Annotated in this window: 15 protein-coding genes; 4 read left to right on the forward strand and 11 right to left on the reverse strand. The window is 42.3% G+C overall.

The features are described from left to right. Positions 1–9: 9 nt before the first annotated feature. Positions 10–1,983 carry a hypothetical protein gene (locus M1P97_RS08145; protein WP_394803888.1) on the reverse strand — a complete coding sequence of 658 codons (1,974 nt, stop codon included), beginning with the start codon at positions 1,981–1,983 and terminating at the stop codon, positions 10–12. 143 nt (positions 1,984–2,126) lie between these two features. Between M1P97_RS08145 and M1P97_RS08150 the strand changes: the two genes are divergently transcribed. Then, entirely contained in the window at positions 2,127–2,747 is a 621-nt protein-coding gene (locus tag M1P97_RS08150) for a DUF4923 family protein (RefSeq protein ID WP_195374165.1), read from the forward strand. Positions 2,748–2,803: 56 nt separating this feature from the next. Here the strand turns inward: M1P97_RS08150 and M1P97_RS08155 are convergent, their stop codons facing one another. The 6 genes from M1P97_RS08155 to M1P97_RS08180 all read right to left on the reverse strand — a co-directional run bounded on the left by M1P97_RS08155 (position 2,804) and on the right by M1P97_RS08180 (position 13,966). Beyond that, positions 2,804–3,673, reverse strand: a complete 870-nt coding sequence (locus M1P97_RS08155) for a discoidin domain-containing protein (RefSeq protein WP_249388784.1) — start codon at positions 3,671–3,673, stop codon at positions 2,804–2,806. Between the two features lie 12 nt (positions 3,674–3,685). Continuing rightward, positions 3,686–5,584, reverse strand: coding sequence for a RagB/SusD family nutrient uptake outer membrane protein (locus M1P97_RS08160; RefSeq protein ID WP_249388785.1), 1,899 nt, complete (start codon positions 5,582–5,584; stop codon positions 3,686–3,688). A 10-nt stretch (positions 5,585–5,594) separates the two neighbouring features. After that, a complete protein-coding gene (locus tag M1P97_RS08165; protein WP_249388786.1) occupies positions 5,595–8,744 on the reverse strand; it encodes a SusC/RagA family TonB-linked outer membrane protein in 3,150 nt (1,049 codons plus the stop codon). 626 nt (positions 8,745–9,370) lie between these two features. Then, entirely contained in the window at positions 9,371–10,042 is a 672-nt protein-coding gene (locus M1P97_RS08170) for a YczE/YyaS/YitT family protein (RefSeq protein WP_195374170.1), read from the reverse strand. A gap of 86 nt (positions 10,043–10,128) precedes the next feature. After that, entirely contained in the window at positions 10,129–12,252 is a 2,124-nt protein-coding gene (locus tag M1P97_RS08175; RefSeq protein ID WP_195374243.1) for an HRDC domain-containing protein, read from the reverse strand. 115 nt (positions 12,253–12,367) lie between these two features. Beyond that, positions 12,368–13,966, reverse strand: a complete 1,599-nt coding sequence (locus M1P97_RS08180) for an aspartate:alanine exchanger family transporter (protein ID WP_195374171.1) — start codon at positions 13,964–13,966, stop codon at positions 12,368–12,370. 124 nt (positions 13,967–14,090) lie between these two features. Here M1P97_RS08180 and truA point away from each other — a divergent pair, with 124 nt between their 5' ends. From truA to M1P97_RS08195, 3 genes are read left to right on the forward strand one after another with little or no spacing between them, the layout of a single operon-like run. Continuing rightward, the gene (gene truA / locus M1P97_RS08185; protein WP_195374172.1) at positions 14,091–14,843 is read left to right on the forward strand and encodes a tRNA pseudouridine(38-40) synthase TruA; all 753 of its coding nucleotides are present in this window, start codon (positions 14,091–14,093) and stop codon (positions 14,841–14,843) included. 5 nt (positions 14,844–14,848) lie between these two features. Further along, entirely contained in the window at positions 14,849–15,745 is an 897-nt protein-coding gene (locus M1P97_RS08190) for a DMT family transporter (RefSeq protein ID WP_249388787.1), read from the forward strand. A gap of 10 nt (positions 15,746–15,755) precedes the next feature. Further along, a complete protein-coding gene (locus tag M1P97_RS08195; RefSeq protein WP_249388788.1) occupies positions 15,756–16,388 on the forward strand; it encodes a DUF3256 family protein in 633 nt (210 codons plus the stop codon). 232 nt (positions 16,389–16,620) lie between these two features. On the opposite strand, the gene M1P97_RS08200 is transcribed toward M1P97_RS08195, so the two are convergent. The 4 genes from M1P97_RS08200 to M1P97_RS08215 form a co-directional block, all read right to left on the reverse strand. Beyond that, a complete protein-coding gene (locus M1P97_RS08200; RefSeq protein WP_195374175.1) occupies positions 16,621–17,070 on the reverse strand; it encodes a PepSY-like domain-containing protein in 450 nt (149 codons plus the stop codon). Between the two features lie 121 nt (positions 17,071–17,191). Beyond that, positions 17,192–18,034 (reverse strand): PepSY-like domain-containing protein, encoded by an 843-nt coding sequence (locus M1P97_RS08205; protein WP_249388789.1) that lies wholly within the window; start codon positions 18,032–18,034, stop codon positions 17,192–17,194. A 23-nt stretch (positions 18,035–18,057) separates the two neighbouring features. Further along, positions 18,058–18,498: a PepSY-like domain-containing protein gene (locus M1P97_RS08210; protein WP_195374177.1), complete on the reverse strand. Its 441-nt coding sequence runs from the start codon at positions 18,496–18,498 to the stop codon at positions 18,058–18,060. A gap of 69 nt (positions 18,499–18,567) precedes the next feature. Continuing rightward, positions 18,568–19,833, reverse strand: coding sequence for a sensor histidine kinase (locus tag M1P97_RS08215; RefSeq protein ID WP_195374178.1), 1,266 nt, complete (start codon positions 19,831–19,833; stop codon positions 18,568–18,570). Positions 19,834–19,835: the final 2 nt, after the last annotated feature.

The raw sequence follows: 19,835 nt of genomic DNA on the forward strand, positions 1-19,835 counted from the left end.
TTATCTTATTTACTTGATAACTTCTCTTACTGCTTCCAGCATGGGTTCGACTGTGAGCGGACTTCCGGTTGCCAGTATCATCCATTGGTTCGGTGTAAGGCGTCCCTGGCGGAAGATACGTTCGACTTCGTTGGCAAAATCCTTGCCTTCCAGATACTGGTCGAGTTGGAATTCGATGATCTGTCCGAAGGCATAGGCCGACAAATACAGCGGATAACTGATCATATGCGAATAAACAGCCAATACTGTTTCATCTTTTACACCGAATACCGGTGCATAATATTTATTCCATATTTCTTTCGATAATCCGATTGTTGCCTCCTTCAGTTGCTCGACAGTTGCTTCCGGGTGGGCATACATCCATTTCCAAACGGAAATATCCAACATGGAAACACCACATATTTCGTACATGCTCCATATCTTATCCAGGATATCCATCGCTTTTTTATCCGGATTCGGATCGGTAATGCCTAATATTTCAAGGTCACGTTTCTGGAATACAAAGGCCAGTGCTTCGGTAAAGGCTGTGTTCGGAACACCGCTCAACATATAATAATCTACGTCATAAAGTGATAGTGTTTGTTCCACATTATGGCCGAATTCATGGATAGCTATGTTGTATCCTTTGTAATTCATTCCGGTTGCCGGAATACGGGTACGCAGGTGTGATTGCTGCCCTTTCATAGCTGCTCCCCAAGCATGTCCTGAACCACGAGCTGCATCTACGATGATCTTGTCGGCCAGATAATTGGCACGTTCGGCACTGAAGCCAAGTTTCATCAGGATATCCGGCAGTTTCTTATCCAGTGTGGCAGCATCCGGATAAAGGGCTTGGGTTTGTGCATCCAGTTTTGTTTCGTCGAGGTTACTGCGTGCTTTGAAACCGTCGTACCAGATATCATAGGCTTCCAGTTTTCGTCCGAGCCGTTTGGAAATCATTTTGCCGACCTCTTTTAGTTCAGGGGCAGACAGAAATTCGTCGAATAACTTTTCAACGTCCTGAAGGGAAACTTCCATGTTGTCGTTGAAATTTCGGTCGATAAAAGTATCGCCGGTATATTTATCGATACCCTGCATTGCTTTGAAGTTGTTCAGCATTTTCTGATAACGGACAGTCGACTCAGGAGTTGCTTTAACTTCTTTATTGTCCTGACTGATCGTGTTACGATACGGGTTCCATTCGCAGGCACCCGAGTTAATCACTTCGACCGGAATCTCCTGTGATACGATCCGTTTCATTACCTCATAAACGGTACGTTGTTTATCCAGCCCCTCTTTTCCTTTATTATAGTTAGCCTTGATCTCATCGCGCAGATTCCAGTGCGATAGCAATATCATGTCTTTAGGAAACAAGAACTGATCCTTTTTGTTTTGTACATGTCCCATATAAATATTGTACTGGGAAATATAAATGTCGGCATCACTTCCGGCATTGGCTACTACTTGTTTCAGAGAAGCCGGGATACGTTCGGTGAACAAGTCACCCATGCGGGCATAGGCCCAGGCTTTACGGTCGGGACCGAGTGCCTCTTTTTCTTCCAGTGTAAGATGAGGAAAGTTAAGGGCAATGATGAAAGCGATCTTGTTGTTATATAAATCGTCGCTGAGGTGAGTCGACGGACTGTAGGAACCGAACTTCTCGTCGATAGGAAGCAGCGGGCCATTATCCAGATGCAGGCTTTTTTGCAGGCGTAAAGACATTTCGTTGAAATGTCCGTTGATACCTTCCAGGTAGTCACTGATCTTGAGGAATACCTGATACTTCTCGTCCGGATTGGCGATGTAGTTTGCTTCGCAGAAGGTTTGGAAGGCCGCGTTGTCTCCATCTGCCTGTTGCCAGAGACGGGCTACTTGTGTGACACCTTTTTCAATACCGGATTTGTTGCTGTTGTCTTTGGCTGTCAGCGCCTTGATTGTAGATTGCACAACTGACGGGTCGATTGCCGCTTGTCCGTTCAGATACGCTAATGAGCAAATAAGCATGATGAAAGTGCGTTTAATTAGATTTCTCATAAGACTTATGTTATTAAGTTTAAGATCTTCCCCTATGTAAATAAAAGCAAGAAACAAATGTAGGGATAATATTTGTATCTTTGTATGTTTTAAAAAAGAGTAAAACTAGAGATATGAAAAAAGTGTGGATTATAATGGTTGCAGTATGCAGCCTGCTGTCTGTATCCGGTCAGGTTTACGGACAATCGTTGAAAGACCTGTTGAACTCGTCTACAGTAAAAGATGCAGTGACTTCCGTGACGGGAGGTAAGAAACTGACCGTTGATAATCTGGCGGGAACCTGGACGTATACGAATCCGGCTGTTCAGCTGGAAGGAGATAACGCCTTGAAGAATGTTGCCGGAAGTGTAGCTGCCGGTGAACTGGAAAAGAAGCTGAAAACATATTGTGCTAAGGTTGGTATCGTTGAGGGTATGTTCAATTATGTATTCAATAGTGACAGCACATTTACGAATGCATTGAAGAAGAAAACCTTGAAAGGTACTTTCTCTGTTAATCCGGATGAGAAGACGGTTGAACTGAAATATGCTTTGGGTGGAAAACTGAAAGTGACCACTTTGACAGCTCATGTCGTTATCTCCGGCGATGAGTTATCGTTATTGTTCAATGCAGATAAGTTGCTTGATTTTCTAACTAAAATATCCTCTATATCCGATAACTCTACGTTGAAAATGGTTAATAAATTGGCCAGTGAGTACGATGGAATGATGTTAGGGTTTGAATTGAAGAAATAGAAATAAATGTAAAATAGAGAAAGGTCATCTATCACAAGATGACCTTTCTTTTTTGGTTAGATTTCAGCATCCGGTGCTTCCGGATCGATGATTGTTCGTATTACGTTGTAAAACTTGAATTCGCTCATGGTCCAATAAACTGTATTATTGTTTGTTTTATTCACAATGAGACGAATGTAACTAAACGGTTGTGAAACCTTAATGACAGGGGATGTATAGTCATCTGAAGCGGTAATTGGCAATCCGTCGTTTTCCTGGGTAAAATTCTTGATTAAAAACCAGTTTATTCCATCCTTACTACCCATCAGATCGAAATCGGTCGGCTTATTGCTCGCATTATTTCGTGGAGCATAATAAAATTTAAAGTGATCATCCACTGTTTGTTTTAAATTTATTTGCATCCAATGAGGTGCTTCGACTGATATACTCCAAGCCGTATGGAAATAGGTCGCAGTATTGTTATCCAGTAAATTTTCGATACTTCCTTCCGATGGTTCCTGGGCATTTGTACTCAGATCGTTGGCTGAGAGTTTTATTTGTTCACTTTTTTCTTCGACAGTAATAGGAGCGGCTTCAGAAGTCGCCTCGATTGTTTGTACTTTCCCTCCGGTATCCGTATAACTGAACGGCTGTACTGTGAATGAATAAGTACCGTATTTTTTGCGGGTATTCGGAATCAGGAGACTGTCGCTGTAAATGCTTGCCAGCCTGGTTACCTCTTTCCCTTGTAATTTATCATAATAAGATACTTTTGTGTAACGGATAGTCTCATCACTGGGCAATTCCCAATATAAAGAGATTTGTCCCGGACTGCTTTGAGTTTGTAGATTTGTTATGTCTGAAGGGATCATTTCCTCTTTCTTTTCGCAACCTGCTAAACCAAAATATAACAGGCTGATTAATATGTTGATTATAGTTATTCTCATATAATTGATCGATTAATATCCTGGATTCTGTACTAAATTCTCGTTTTTGTTTACGTCGCTGATCGGTATAGGCAATAGATATTGCGTCGGACTTTCAAATTTACGTTCAAAGATCACTTCTTCTGTTTTGGCATATTCTTCGAGAGTCGCAGCTTCTATATTCATTCCCTGTGCCTTATTATTGAAATACTTTTCTGCAAGTTTCCATCGTCGCATATCCCAGAAATTCTGATTTTCAAGATAGAATTCGATCATTCTTTCCTGGCGAACAATATCCCGCAGTTTATCCTGCGTCAACGTGGCGATTTTGTTCCATGCAGTTTCTACTGTCGGTATACCGGCGCGTTCTCTAACTTTGTTCAGGTAGATTTTTCCGTTTACAAGATCATTCGTTTCGATACAAGCTTCTGCATATCCAAGGTACAGGTCTGCTAACCTGACGATTGGCCACGGATAATCAAGAGGTCCCTGCAGGCTCTTGGATACGGCATAGCCTGGGTCGACTCCTTTTTTATTGAGAAATCCGGTTGGGGAATAGTTGTTTGCACGAAGATTTCCAACGCTGCCGCGTGCTGTATTTCCACCCAGTACGAAGTCACAAACCAATTTCCCCTTGTTGTCGGCAGGACTGTATTTTTGGTAGCTGGAATCATCAGTATAGGCACCATTGGTTGGTGCACTTAGTATTTCATAAAAACCATTTTGGAAAGCAACCCATGCATAAAAACGGGGCTCCCTGTTCAGATTGAATTTAAGTGTTTGTGATCCTTTATCTGCGATATTCGCATGTTCATCATCTACTGTTATCAGGTTGAACATGGTAGAGAGATCGAAATCCGGGTCCTCTTCGATCGGGAGCCCATTTTTCGTATAAAATCGTTTAAGCATGCTGAGAGTCGGAGCGATGCCATTCCAGGCACTTCCATTACAGAATGGGATCGATTTATTCTGAATGCCGTAAGCTCCTTCATCTCTGCTGTCAGCCCAGATAATCTCTTTATTGCCGGCTTCTATGATATTGTAGCGCAGGCAATGTTGTGTAGGATCTGTCGGTTCCAGGTTTCCACCATTATATCCGGTGTTTGTATACAAAGCGTGACCGGCAGTTTCTGCCAAATTTATAGCCTCTTTATAAGCCTCTTTGGCTTTACCCCATTTATTGGCATCATAACTGAGAGGCATCAGTGGAGTTCCGTCTTTATTAACAAAATTGTTGTAAAACTCACTGTTTCCATTAAACAGTGGTGAGGCTGCATATAATAACATTTTGGCTTTTAAAGCTTTGGCGGCAACATTCGTGGCAAGTCCGTACTGTCGTACCGGACGTGTTTCCGGTAGGCTGGCTGCTGCTTCATCGAATAGGTCGCACACATATTGAACACATTCGTCTAACGGACTTCTTCCCAGATATTCGGAAGGAGGTGTTATCAGTGAGGGTTCTTCTTTTATCAGAATGACCGGGCCATAGCAACGTATGAGTAGAAAATGATAATAGGCGATGAGGAATTTGGCCTGAGCCACATAATCGTCTCGTGTGTTTTGTGGTAGATTAGGGACCTGATCGATATTATTGAGCATGATGTAACATTGTCTTAACCCTTGGAAGAACGTATTCCAATAGGAAATAACCGGTGTAGATGCTGTGTAGTTTCCTTTGGGGAAAGAGGCGAATGTTTCATGTTCGAAGGCCGTAACAACTTCGTCTCCTGTCATTAAGTCGAGTGATGAGGTACCGCTCCTGGGAGCAGGCAGATAGGAATAGCAGGAGTACATGAACCGTTCTGCCGCATTAGTGTCTTCGAAGGCATCCTTTTCTGTCGGTTTCTCATCCGGAACCACGTCCAGATAGTTACATGAAGTAAAGCAGATAACAAACAGTATCGATATTGAAAATCTATGTAATATATTCATTTTATCTATATTATTTTAATGTCATTTGAAAACCTATATTATACACTCTTTGAGTGGGATAGCTTAACCCTTTTCCTCCTCCCATTTCCGGATCCCAGTATTTGAAAGGAGCGAAAGTCAGTAGGTTGGTGCCGCTCAGATATATCCTCATGTTTTTGAAAGAATATCCGATTTCGGCATTTTTCAATTTAAGGAATGCTGCATTTCGTAACCAGAAATCGGAAGTCTGACTATTATGGTCGTTGTTATATTTTGTCAGTCTCGGATATTTCGCATTGATATTCTGGTTGGTATCTGACCAGTAATCATCGGCTACAAACTGTAGTACATTCCGGTTGTACTGTGTACCGAAAGGGTGGAAACCACTCATCATCAGCGAAGTGTTGGCAACTCCCTGAAAGAAAAATGAGAAGTCCCATTTCTTCCATTGGATGGAAGGACCGAAGCCATAGACTATTTCCGGGACAGTGGGAAAACCCAAAGGCACGCGGTCGTCTGAAGTGATCTTTCCGTCATAGTTCCCTTCGGTGTCCGGTTGGTCTACATATTTAATATCTCCCGGTGCGATGGCTATATTTCCGAGTGTGGAAGTCGGGCTGTTGGCTATGTCCGCATAATCGATAAATAACTTATCGGTTATGTAACCGTAGTACGTATTTAACTTCTTGCCGACTTGTGAAAGTGAGGAACGTAATCCCGGAGCTTCATCATATTCCAATACTTTATTGCGGGCAAAAGTGAACGTCCCTTTGAATTGAATCGACAAATCTCTGGTTAGTTGTTCTCCATAATCAATGGACGCATCGAATCCCCAGTTTTTGACTTTTGCCAGGTTCCCGTAAACGACAGTTCCGGCTGTCCCCAGGTAATTGGGTATGGATTTTTTCTGTTGGAAGATGTCGCGTCTTATTTCACGGAAACCATCGATGGTAAAATTTATGGAGTTCAGTAACTGTAAATCCATTCCGACATTGAGCTTTTCTCCGACTTCCCAGGTAATGGAATTGTTTTGATAACGGTTGTAAGTCGGTCCTTTGTACGACACTTTATTATTCCCATATCCGGTGGTGAAATCTGCCGTGTTTTGTAAATTTATATCGGATAAATAAATGAATCGCACGAGTACATTATCCTGGGTGATCTGGTCGTTTCCTACTAATCCATATGAACCGCGTAATTTTAAGTTAGAGATAACGGGGGTTATGGGTTTGAAGAAATTCTCTTGTGCTACATTCCAGCCGATAGCTATTGACGGAAAGAATCCCCAGCGGTTACCGGATGCAAAATTCTCCGAACCGTTATATCCGGCATTGACCTCTATCATATAGCGATGTCCGTAATCATAAGAAAGACGTCCGGCTATTCCCATTTTTCGTCGAGGCAATGATTGTATTAGATCCGATCCCGGTACGTTATTATCGTATTGGTCGAGGTTCCATAAAGCCATTCCATTTACATGATGATCCCCGAAAGAATGTGTATAATCCAGGTAGGCCTGTGCATAAATACGACGGTCCCCGTAAACGTTGCTGGTTGTACTTAGTGTCGGTTTAGTCGGGTTACCCATCGGAGATATTTCATACGAATAGGTGCCGTCTTCATTTTTGCTATAACTGTTTAATGTATAGCGGTTATATCCTTGTGAACGGAATGTTTCGGTCTTATTCCAATTCTTGAAGGAAAACAGTGCCTTAAATCGCAGTCCTTCTGTGATAAAGTCCAGTTTTTGGTCGAAGTCGATGTTTGCAAGCACGGTACTTTCGAAGAGGCTTTTATATCCATTGGTAAATAAAGCCATTGGATTGGTTGCTCCCTGGTCGTTTCCTCCGGCATAGGCACCCCATTTGATCCAGTTGGAAGAATTGTCTTTTGGATAAGATACCGGGAAATCGACCGGGTTGGAGTTCATAATAGAACTATATATATCGTTGACGGCGGTGTTAGGGGAGTTCATGTCATTTAATTGTACATTCAGATGTAATGAAATGGTGGAGGTCCTGCTCATATGGAAATCGATGTTGTTCTGGAAAGCATACTTTTTCAGGTCTATATTGTTGTTGTAGGAAAACAGATCCGCAGTACGATTCTTTAGCATACCGGTTTCATGGTTGACACCTATATTCATGAAATAGGTGATCTTTTTGGTACCTCCCCGAATATTGAAATTTGCTTTTTGGTTGAATGCCAGATTTTTGAATATTTCATCATACCAGTCGACATTAGGAAAAACATATGGATTCAGGTTATTCCGGGTCCCGTAGATCTGCTCGTCGGTAAACATGACGTCACCCGTTCCCTGGTTGGTGATCGCTTCATTAAACATCTCCATATATCTGGCCCCGTCGACAAATTTGGGTACTTTGGTCGGGGTGGACACATTGCCTTCTATACGGAATCCAATAATCGGTTTTTCAAGGTCTGCTCCACTTTTGGTTGTGACTATCATTACTCCATTGGCACCTCTGGTTCCGTACATTGCAGTAGCTGTGGCATCTTTCAAGATAGAAAAACCGTCTATGATCTCAGGATCGAGTGCATTAAGATCGGCGGAACTGACTTCCACACCATCCAGGATAATTAATGGAGAAGTGATGCCGCTCAACGTTGATACTCCCCGGATAAAGAAGTCTGCACTGTTACTTCCCGGTTGTCCGCTTCTTTGATAGGCAACGACTCCTGAAAGTCGGCCGGCAAATGAGGTGGAGAGGTTGGAAGACGGTACTTTTAAATCTCCCGGACGTATTGTTTGGACAGAACCTACAATACTTTCCTTTTTCTGACCGGCACCAAAGGCTGTGACTACGACTTCATCAAGCATTTCGGTGTCTTCCTCTAATCTGATGGTGAAGATGGTATTTTTACCGACTTTTATTTCCTGGGATGTATATCCTATAAAGGAAATAACGAGTGTATTCTCGGATGAGCATGAGATATTGAACTTACCATCAATATCAGTAATGACACCTGTCGTCGTTCCTTTTACCTGTATAGTGGCATTAATGACCGGCTCATTTGTTTTGGCATCTAAAACAACACCTGTAATGTTTTTTTTCTGCTGTATCGAAGGTAAGGAAACATTTGGTTCTGTCTCTTTGGCTGCGAGATTTCCTATCCCTGAAAGAAAATAACATATAGCGAGAGAAATAAATACTTTATTCATACATACTTTCATTTCGTATTAAATTAGATTGGTAAATAAATTCTACGTTGGCAGAATGTGAGTTGTGAACTCTGAAGGGGTTACCCAATAGGGCAACGGGTAGATAATTGGTACTCAAGTCTTTCTTTCCATATTCATGATGTATTAGGTTAAAAATAATAAATGATACATGCACGATTGTTTGAAATGGTTGAATCTTAGTTCTCGAAGAACTCAATTAAAATGTTTGCTTTTTTCTTTGGAAAACGATATGTTTGGGTATTGAAAAGATAAACATAGAGACTCGTTTTTATGGCTTTGTTACGGGTTTTGCAAATCTGGCATGAGGATATGATAATAGAGAGTGAAAACTGTGTTTTTATGTGATCTTGTGGCTTTGATTTTATATTTCGGCATGAAATATTACAATAAATAAAAAATATTTGATTTATATATGGTAATTGTTGTATAAATAGTTGTATATTTGTCGCATCGATTGTAAAACAACGGAAGATTTCTTATTTTGAATTTAAGAACAAGAAATAACTACATAGTTCTTCGAGAACTATGGTAAGTTGATTTTTACGTATTTTGTTGTGATTTAGCTGTTTAGATAATAGCGATAAATAAGATTCTTTGTATACTATTTATTTTAAACCAGGCAATAATCTGTAAAGCGTTTTTCTTGTCATAATCCTCTTATTCAGAAAGCTAACAATATATCCGGTTATACAGGCTGCAATAAGTGATCCTTCGCGTATACCTTCGATCCCTTGAGTGAATATAAGTGAAATTAGTATAGCTAAAGTAACTAATGTGACATCAAAATAAACCTTGAACTTTCCAAACTCTTTGTTATAACAACGGGAGGCATACTTAACAAACGCTTCTGCACTCATCATCGCGACTTTCGGTTTAATTTCGAGTACAACACCGACCGACTGCACAAGACATCCAATAAGTAATAATGCCATCGACATTCCATAGCCGGACGGATGTAAATTGCCAGTCAACGCCATGTTGAAGTCGATAAATGCAGAAAAAAGAAGGGAGAATGGTAATTGAAGAAGTATTTCTATTATATCCTGTCGGCTCCTGTCTTTTCTGATAAGCCAGAATTGTCCCAAAATCAAAACCACATTCACTATAAATGTCCATGTCCCTAATGATAAGGGCGTATTCAGACTTAACACATAATTTACACTGGATATAGGGGTGGTTCCCAAAGCGGAACGAACAATCAGTACAATACCTACAGCTAAAAAGTATAATCCCAAAATGAATACCGAATACTTCTTTAGTATCTCTTTTATTTCCATATCAAATCTCTATTTGTATATCTTCTTCACAGTTTCCGAAAAAGACATACAAATATACGATTTTTTTGTTAAATAAAGAGGAGATGTTACTCCTGTTTTTTTGTATATTCCTTTACAAGTCCCAGTAGTATACTTCCATAGTTTTCGATGATCTTCTTTCCGATCCCGGGTATTGCCAGTAGTTCCCTTGAATTGGTAGGTAACGTGTTTACAATTCCCAGTAATGCTTTTTGTTGCAGGATTGTGTAGGGAGGTAATTCTTTTTCTGTTGCCAGTTCATATCTCCACCGTTTGATACTGTTGTAAAGCTCCGGATGCAGTATGTCGCTAGAGACAGCCACCTTAGCCGGTTGCGAAGAACGTTCGGAACGTTTCTTTGCCGAAGCTGGTGGTTCGATTGCTGCTTTCGATCTGGCTGAGAGATACCGGGCGACACTGAAACCCTCTTTGCATGCTTTCAACGTCTCCTGTTTCAGATGAAGCTCCTCAGTGAATTTGCCGATCGCATTGTTTACTGCTTTCCGGCTCTCCTTATTGTCTATTTCAACGGCAGAGTTCTCTTCCAGGGAAGAGCACAGGCTGTCGATGTGTTCTATGAAGTAAGCAACTCCTTTCCTGACACGTTCCTGGATCATTTCATCCTGCTGGTAATTCGGATTTCCCGAAATCATACGACTTAACTGTTGTTGGAAACGTCCCCCCACTTCTGTTATTACATCGCGGAATGCATCGCGGGTATTGGCATATTGTGTGTTGAGTTCCGGGTATAACTTTTGCAAATGAGTATAAACCATATAAGCCGCATATTGCAGGCGTTGTTGTATAGAAGTGAAATTAAAAAGATCAGTTACTAATTCTTCGAAATAGTGCTGCTGTGCCTTTTCAAGCTGTTCTTTCCCCGGTTGCTTATCGGCTACGGAAGAGGAAAACTCTTGTATCCGTAAGTCCTTGATCATGGCGTTACGGGTGATCGGACTGCTTAATACCAAACCTTCCAATGTTTTGCAACGGCTAAGTGCTACATATACCTGACCGTGCGAGAAAGCGGCAGAAGCATCGATAATGGCATGTTCGAAGGTAAGTCCCTGACTTTTATGGATCGTGATGGCCCAAGCCGTTTTCAATGGATATTGGCTGAATGTTCCGGCAATCGTTTCCGTAATCTCTTTCGTTTCCGGATTGATCGTGTATTTAACGTTACTCCAGGTCTCTTTTTCAACCTGTATCTCATTTCCGTCTTCTCCCACGACGGTGATTTTGTTTGGGTTGATAAAGACAATCTTTCCGATTTTCCCGTTATAGTAACGATGATCGCCCGAAGAATCATTCTTCACAAACATCACCTGGGCACCGCATTTCAGTTCCAGGTTATCGTCTGTCGGATAGGAGTATTCCGGGAAATCGTTATTTATCTCGGCCGTGAACCTGTATGATTTACCGGGTAATTCGGCCAGCTTCCGCTTGTTGATTTGCTGGGCCTGATAGTTATGTGTCGTAAGAGTGATATACCCCAGTTTGTCATCAGGTCTGAAATCGGGAACATACCGCTGGTTAAGCATCCGGAGGGTTTCGTCATCGAAGCAGTTCTCACGGATATTGTTCAACAGGTTGATAAATACACTGTCGCTTTGGCGGTAGACATGTGTGAGTTCGATACTGAAATAAGTACTTTCGGAGAGTGCTTTGCTGTCGAAGAAGAAAGTAGAAGCATAATGCTCTTTCAGCAGGTTCCATTCTTCATCTTTGGCAACGGGCGCAAGCTGTTGCAGGTCACCGATAAGCAGTAACTGCACGCCTCCAAAGGGTTTTGAATGATCTTTGTAACGGCAAAGTACATCACTTATCGCATCCAGCAGATCGGCACGTACCATGCTGACCTCGTCTATCACCAGTAAATCCATGCTGCGGATAATATTGATTTTATCCCGGCTGAATTTATTAGAGAAGTTATTCGACTGGCTCCCGGCTTTGTTGGCCGAAGGAATATAAGGGCCGAAAGGCAACTGGAAGAAAGAGTGGATCGTAACGCCACCGGCATTAATAGCCGCTACTCCTGTGGGAGCTACAACGATCATTCGCTTGGGGGAGACCTCTTTTAATCTTTTCAGAAATGTTGTTTTTCCGGTTCCTGCCTTTCCTGTCAGGAAGAGGTGGGTACCGGTGTTCTGCAGGAAGTTGAAGGCAAGGTCAAATTGTTGGTTCATTTGCATAGTCATAGAAATGTTGTTTATGGTATCTGCAAATATAAGATAAAAAATATGAAACAAAGGCTCACAATCTAAAAATCAAGCTTGCAAGCCTTTGTTTTTTTATAATGGGGAGAGATTAGACGATCAAACCGGCAATTAATTGGATAAACAGGATCAGGAATACCATCGCGATCGGGTAAACTGTTGCGTAAGCAATGCTCGGGGCCGAACTATCGGTCATCGAGTCGGCTGCTGCAAGTCCGGGTGTACTGGTCATACCTCCGGCAATCGTTCCGATCAGGTCGAGGATGTTGATCTTGAAAACCCAGTATCCGAAACCGACGGCGATAAGCATCGGTACTATGGTTATTGCCATACCTACTCCAAACAAGGTCCATCCGCTCTCCTGAAAGGTCGATACCAGGTTTACGCCGGCCGACGTACCGACTTCAGCGAGGAACAATAACAGACCTAACTGACGGAGCAATTGGTTGGCTGATCCGGACATGGACCAAACGATCGGACCTGTTTTCCCTATTGCACTTAATATAAGGGCTATCATCAGAATACCTCCGGTAAGACCCGGAGAGAATGAAAACGAGTCGGAGAATGACAAGTTCAACTTTCCGAACAAAACGCCTAATACAATACCTGCGGCAATCGGGAAGAAGTCGGTATCGGAAAGTCTTTTTTCGTCATTACCGAGTACCTGTCCAACTTCTATCAAATCTTCTTTTTCACCGGCAATCATCAGTTTATCACCAAATTTCAGAGCCAGGGAAGGTTCGGGAGGAAGATCGATACCGCTTCGGCGGATGCGGGTAACCGTACAGTTGAAGTTCCCTTGTAAATTCAGATAACCGAGTGTCTTGTTGATTACACTTTTGTTCGTGATCAGCATAGACTGAAGCTCCTGAGTGCTGCCGAAAGGCAGATCGTCTTTAATGCGTTCGCCTACCAATATCTCCAGTTGCTCCAGCGATTTGTCGTTACCGACGGCTTTGATCAGGTCGCCTTCAACCAACACAGTCTGGGCAGTAGGGATAGATGTTATTTCGTTATGTTTGATACGTGACACAACAGCTCCCGTCATGCTGCGGATCTGTAACTGAGCCAGTGTCTTGCCACAGATATTGCTGTTTACGATGCGAAACGCAGCCGTATGCAAGGGAGGGTATTTCCCTTTTCTTTTAGCCTCGAGAGCTTTTGCTTCAGCCATCAAGTCGATATGTAATATTTTCGGCAATAGTTTGACAAATAAGATAACTCCGATCACCCCGAACGGATAAGCGATACCATAAGCAATGGATGCCGAGGATGATTGAGTCGAATCGATTGCAACGGCAAGACCGGGGGTACTGGTCAATGCTCCGGCTATCAACCCGACGAGGCTGGGCGTATCTATATCCAGAAGATACTTGAATACGAGTCCGGTGATACAGGAAGAGCCGACGATCAATAAGGTTAGTATGATCAATGTTTTCCCTTTCGACCGGAACGAATCAAAGAATCCGGGACCGGCCTGTATGCCAATGGTAAAGATGAATAACACCAGTCCAAAGTTTCCAAGTTCTTTAGGAATAATCACTCCGAAATGACCAAATAAAAGTGCAATAAAGATGACGGCAGAGACGTCGAGTGATAAACCCTTAATCTGTATCCTGCCTAAAATGAATCCTAATGCAACGATCAGGAACAAGGAGAAATAGGAGGACTGAAGCAATGTTTCAAACATGTCAGATAGTTTTGTTTTAACGATTTGAGAGCGCAAAAGTACACTTTTTTGAGCGTTCAGGCAATCTCCTGGCGAGAATTCTGTTACCTTTGCACCGAATAATAAAAAGCAAATAGATCCGGACGTGAATCGCTACTTTATATATCTTGGATATAACGGTAAGAATTTCAGTGGTTGGCAAGTGCAACCCAATGGTATAACCGTGCAGCAATGCATAGAAGAGGCACTGGCCACTTTGTTTCGCCGTCCTGTTCCCATCGTTGGGGCCGGGCGTACGGATGCCGGTGTACATGCCCGTACGATGATTGCTCATTTCGATTGGGACGAGCCGATTGCTGATCTGCCTTTCCTGGCGGAGAAGCTGAACCGTCTGCTTCCGAAAGATATTGCCATTTACCGGATCGTCCCGGTGCGGCCGGAAGCGCATGCCCGTTTCGATGCCACTTCCCGTACCTATAAATATTATATCACTACTCATAAAGACCCGTTCAATTACGACCTGGTTTATAAAATGACCGGTAAACTGGACTTTGATGCGATGAATGAAGCCTGTAAAGTTTTATTCGACTTTGTCGATTTTACCAGTTTCAGTAAGTTGCATACGGATGTGAAGACGAATAACTGCCGTATCTATAAGGCCGGATGGGAGCAGGAGGGGGATGTCTGGGTTTTTACCGTACAGGCAGATCGTTTTCTGCGTAATATGGTGCGGGCTATCGTCGGCACTCTGTTGGAAGTGGGACGGGGCAAATTGACAATAGAAGGTTTTCGTAAAGTAATAGAGGCAAAAGACAGATGCAAAGCCGGTACTTCCGTGCCCGGGCATGCACTTTATCTCGTGGATGTAACCTATCCCGAAGAATTGTTTAATAGTTAATATTTATGTGGGTAGCATTAGCATTTGCCTCCGCATTCCTGCTGGGATGCTATGAGGTGAATAAAAAGATTTCCTTGAATGGGAATGCCGTAATTCCGGTATTGTTCCTGAATACGTTGATAAGCAGTCTTATCTTCGTTCCTTTTATAATCCTGTCGTTTAGTACATCCGTATTGGACGATACGATGTTTTATGTGCCGCGTGTATCCTTCCAAACACATGTGGCCGTATTTATCAAGGCTGTCATCGTCTTATCCTCATGGATATCCGGTTACTTTGCCTTAAAGCACCTGCCGCTAACCATAACGGGGCCCATCAAGGCGACACAGCCCGTTCTAACCTTGGTCGGAGCAATGGTTATATTCGGCGAACGGCTGAATTTGTATCAATGGATCGGGGTACTGCTCTCGATCGCTTCTTTCTATCTGCTTTCATCTTCGGGAAAGAAGGAGGGGATTCACTTCACTCATAACAAATGGATCTTTTTTACGGTGATCTCCATCCTGACCGGAGCTATGAGCGGTTTATACGACAAGCACCTGATGGGAACGATGGATGTGATGACGGTGCAGGTTTGGTTCAATGTTTATCAGTGCCTTATCATGTTGCCGATCCTGCTGTTGCTGTGGTATCCTCAACGGAAAAAGAGTACACCGTTCGTTTGGCACTGGAATATAGTCTTTATCTCCGTCTTTCTGATCATTGCCGATTGGATTTACTTCTACGCCTTAAGTTTCCCCGACTCGATGATCTCGATCGTATCCATGATACGTCGTAGTAACGTACTTGTCACTTTCATTGCCGGAGCGATCTTCTTCCATGAAAAAAACTTAAAGAGCAAGGCGATAGACTTATTCCTTGTGTTGTTAGGAATGATATTCCTATATTTGGGGACGAAATAGACATTAGAATATGAAACGACTTATTTTTTCTATATTGATTTGTGCTTTCGCTTTGGGTGTGAAGGCACAGGAGATGGATGCTTTATTTATCTCGATACCCGACCAGAACATTCCCCAGCTGGAAAATGCCTGGCGTAAGGATTTGGTTGATTTGTATAAATCTGGTAAAGATGCTACGTTGAAGAATACAATGAACGGTTCTTCCTCGCTGAAGAAGCTGACTTCGGATTATTTGTTATTGCAGGCTACCGAGCGGAGCTCAATAGAAATGAAGCTCTTACCTTTGGTGAATAACACGAATGTTATCTGTATGATAAGAACGGTAAACGGTCCGGTAGCAGACAGCCGGATCGAGTTTTATACCACAGACTGGCAGCCGTTGGCTGTATCCGACCTGTTTACACCGGTAGATGCAGATTGGTTTATCAAAGACGATACCGACAAAAACAGTAATGCGTTTCAGGATGCCGCATCCCGTTTGGATATGGACCTGATACAGTATACCTTGAGCCCGGATAACCAGACATTGACAGCTACTTATACCACTCCTTTATACCTGAGCCGGGAGGACCGGAAAGCGGTAATTCCTTTTATAAAGGAATCTCCCAAAGTATATACCTGGGAGAAGTACCATTTTAAATGAATTTGATTGTAACTTATAAATAATAGCCTCCCCGGTACGGCAGTCATGTTTTACCGGGGAGGCTATTTTGTTCGTTAGGCATTTAATCCTTTTGCCATGCCTTTGGCAAAACTCTGCCATGCCTTTGGCAAAACTCTGCCATGCCTTTGGCAAAACTCTGCCATGCCTTTGGCAAAACTCTGCCATGCCTTTGGCAAAACTCTGCCATGCCTTTGGCAAAACTGTAAGCTCGTTATTCTATGAGTTGTCCTTCCGAGTCGAAAGTCAGCTTTACTTCATTATTGTCCATCTTCAGTTCGAATACATAGAACATGCCTGTGGGTTTTTCTATGGCATCTACTTCTTCAATTTTGTACTGATTGTAAGCGGAACTGGCCAGTTCATCCATCACGACAACCGGAACATCTTCCGCACGGATATCCCATTTGGTATATATCCATTCGTTGTTAGTATTGAACAGGACTTCCTTGCGAATGCCCTTGTCTTGTATATCGACTTCCGGACCGCTTTTTTCTTTGTCAAATTCCAGTATGGTTGCGTCCGGATACTTTTGCGAGAGGATCTTTTGAATGGCCTGGGGGACTTCAACGGTATTCTTTACTTTCTTTTGATTATTGTTGCAACCGATAAACAGCGAGATGCAACATACGAGAACTGCTAAAACAGATAGTTTTCCTTTCATGACTTTTTACTTTAATTGTTTAAAAAGAAAACACGAATACAATGAAGGTTCACCATTGTATTCGTGTAGTTTATTCTCGTAAGAAACAAATTCACGCTATGCAAAGTTCTCTTTTACATAGTTAATCTTTACGGGTGTTTTCGATATTTCCTTCGGCACTGATGGTCAGGTCTATTTCCCGTTCCCCTTGTTCCAGTTCGAAGAGGTAGAAGATACCGGCCGGCTTCTCGATCAGGTCGATGTCGTCGATCTTATAGTCTTTATATTCAGATGCTTTTAGTGCATTCATGACGATGGTGGGCACATCAGCTATTTTAATATCCCATTCCGTATAGATCCATTGGTTTTCAGAGTTGAAGTATACATCCTTGTAGATATTGTTGTGAAGGATATCTACTTCGAAACCATTCTTTTCCTGATCGAACTCAACAATGGTTGCACCTGCATACATTTCGTTGATCGCATCTTTTATGGCCTGCGGGATTACAACGGGTTGGAAGTTGTTGTCATCATCGGGTACTGCTTTTAAAAGGGTACCGTTTTCAGTGTAATATAAGTCGAACTCCTGTTCCCCTTGTTCCACCTCTATAACATAGACTGTGGCGGTGTTGGAGCGTTCCAGTTTGTCAAAGTCTTTTTTATTCCAGTTTTTATATTCACTGCTGTTCAGGCTTAAGCGTACCGGTTCGGGAAGCAGGCCGAAGTTGATTTCTGTCTTTGTCATCAACCAGTTGCCTTTATTGTCAAACCAGGCTTCGGTGTCATTTCCACTTAGATGGAAGTCTGCCACTTCGTAACCATTCTTTGTTTCCCATTCTACTTTTCCGGCATTCGGATATTTCTCATCGAACGCTTTTGTAACTGTCTGGTCAGGTAGGTAGTTGTTGTCGTCATCATTGTCGCAGCTGCTGAAAGTCAGTAAACTGCACATTGCTAAAGCTACTACGGATAATTTTGTTTTCATACTTATTTCTTTTTGTTGTTTTATTAATCGAATTTCTTGAAGTTGCCGTTACGATCGAATTTGAGTTCAAGGTCGTTGTTTAGCTTGAGTTCGTATTCGCGTGTGTCCTTATCTACCGATATTACCGTGTTGTCGGGAAAGTTTTTCCTGATATAATCGGCTATTCTTTGAGGTAAAGCAGTCAGTGGGATAAAGCTATGACGTGCTTCGATCTCTTTCCATTCGCCGGCCTTGTCGAACTCTACGTTTACTCCGTTCGTCAGGATCACATCGTATCCTTTCGTTCCCAACAGATTACTTTCTATCTTGATGTGAGAAATGTCTGTCTGTCCGAAATTGGCAGAAAGGAAGTTGCGTGACACGGAAGGTAATACCGATTTGTCTCTTGTAATCTTTTCGTTATCAGCAAAAAGGGCCATTGTCGACAGTAACAAACTGACCAGAATTAATCCAAACTGTTTCATAATATCTTTCTTTTAATTTATACTGCAAAGAAAAGGGAACATTTGGGAAAGATTTGGGAAAACCATCCGTTAGAATGTTAAAATGAATTTATGCAGGCCGTTATATTCATATTTTATATCTATTCCATAAATGGATGTGATAGATTTAACGATGGCAAGTCCCAATCCTGTCGATTCTTTCTTGTGCGTTTGCTTTTCGAAACGATTGAATAAGGTCGCTTCGTTCAGTCTGGTGCTTTCACTGCTGTTTGATATTGTCAGTGTCCGGCCGGTTACGGAAATGGCGATCGATCCGTTTTCTATATTATGTATAAAAGCATTCTTTAAAAGATTGCTGAGCAGGGTAGAGGCCAGCGATTCATTCATTGTATATATTAATGTGCCGGTTTCGGAATAGGTGACATGTATATTCTTGTATTCATGCATATCTTCGAAGTCCGGCAAATATTTATTGATCAGTTTATTGAAGTCTATCTCGGAAGTATCGGGGAACTGTTTGTTGTCGATACGCGAAAGAAGCAGCAAAGACTTGTTCATCTTGATGATGCCCCGAATCGTATGGTTGATCCCGGCTATTTCGGAGAGCTGCTCTTCCGTGCAATCGGGATTTTCGCTGAGTAGTTCCAGTTTATTCATGCAGATGGCCAATGGTGTCTGTAATTCGTGAGATGCATTTTCAACAAATTGTTTTTGCTGGTTATACATTTCCGTGCTCCGGTTGATAGTCGTCTGGATAGCTTTGTTGAGGATATCGAACTCTTCTACCTGTGTTTTGTTGACCAGTGGAGTGGTATGTTTCCCCAACCGGTATTCTTTCAACCATTTTACCAACGTATAAAGTGGTCGGAAGCTGGACTTGAATACGAAATGCGATACCAGCAGGATGCAACACAAAAGGCTTACATATAGAATAATGATACTCACAAAGATTGCTTCCGCCATATCCTCTTTTTCGAGGGTGGAGGTTTCGATCGTCAGTTCGTAATATTTCCGGTCGGCTGTCATGAACCAGGTACGTAACACACGTACCGGTTCATCTTCCATCTCTATTTCGATGTAAGTTGTCGAATCGAAGAACTCGTCTTTATCCAGATCGGCTTCTGATTCGGGGACTTCGCGGATATAATATTTAGTCATTATATCCACCTGGTCATGCAGGAGCGTGCTGTCGGCAAGTACCGTCTTGATGATGATTTCCTTGTAATTTTCCAGGCTGTCGTTGGTCTCGTCGTCTATTTCATGCATGATAACGAAATAGAAACAACATGCCCAGGCCGTTAGAATGATCAACAGCGGGATGGACAGGTTGCGGAATGTATAATGGATCAGTTTCATCG

Origin of the sequence: Parabacteroides leei, from assembly GCF_023369805.1 — a bacterium.
In the GTDB taxonomy this organism is placed as follows: Bacteria; Bacteroidota; Bacteroidia; order Bacteroidales; family Tannerellaceae; genus Parabacteroides; species Parabacteroides leei.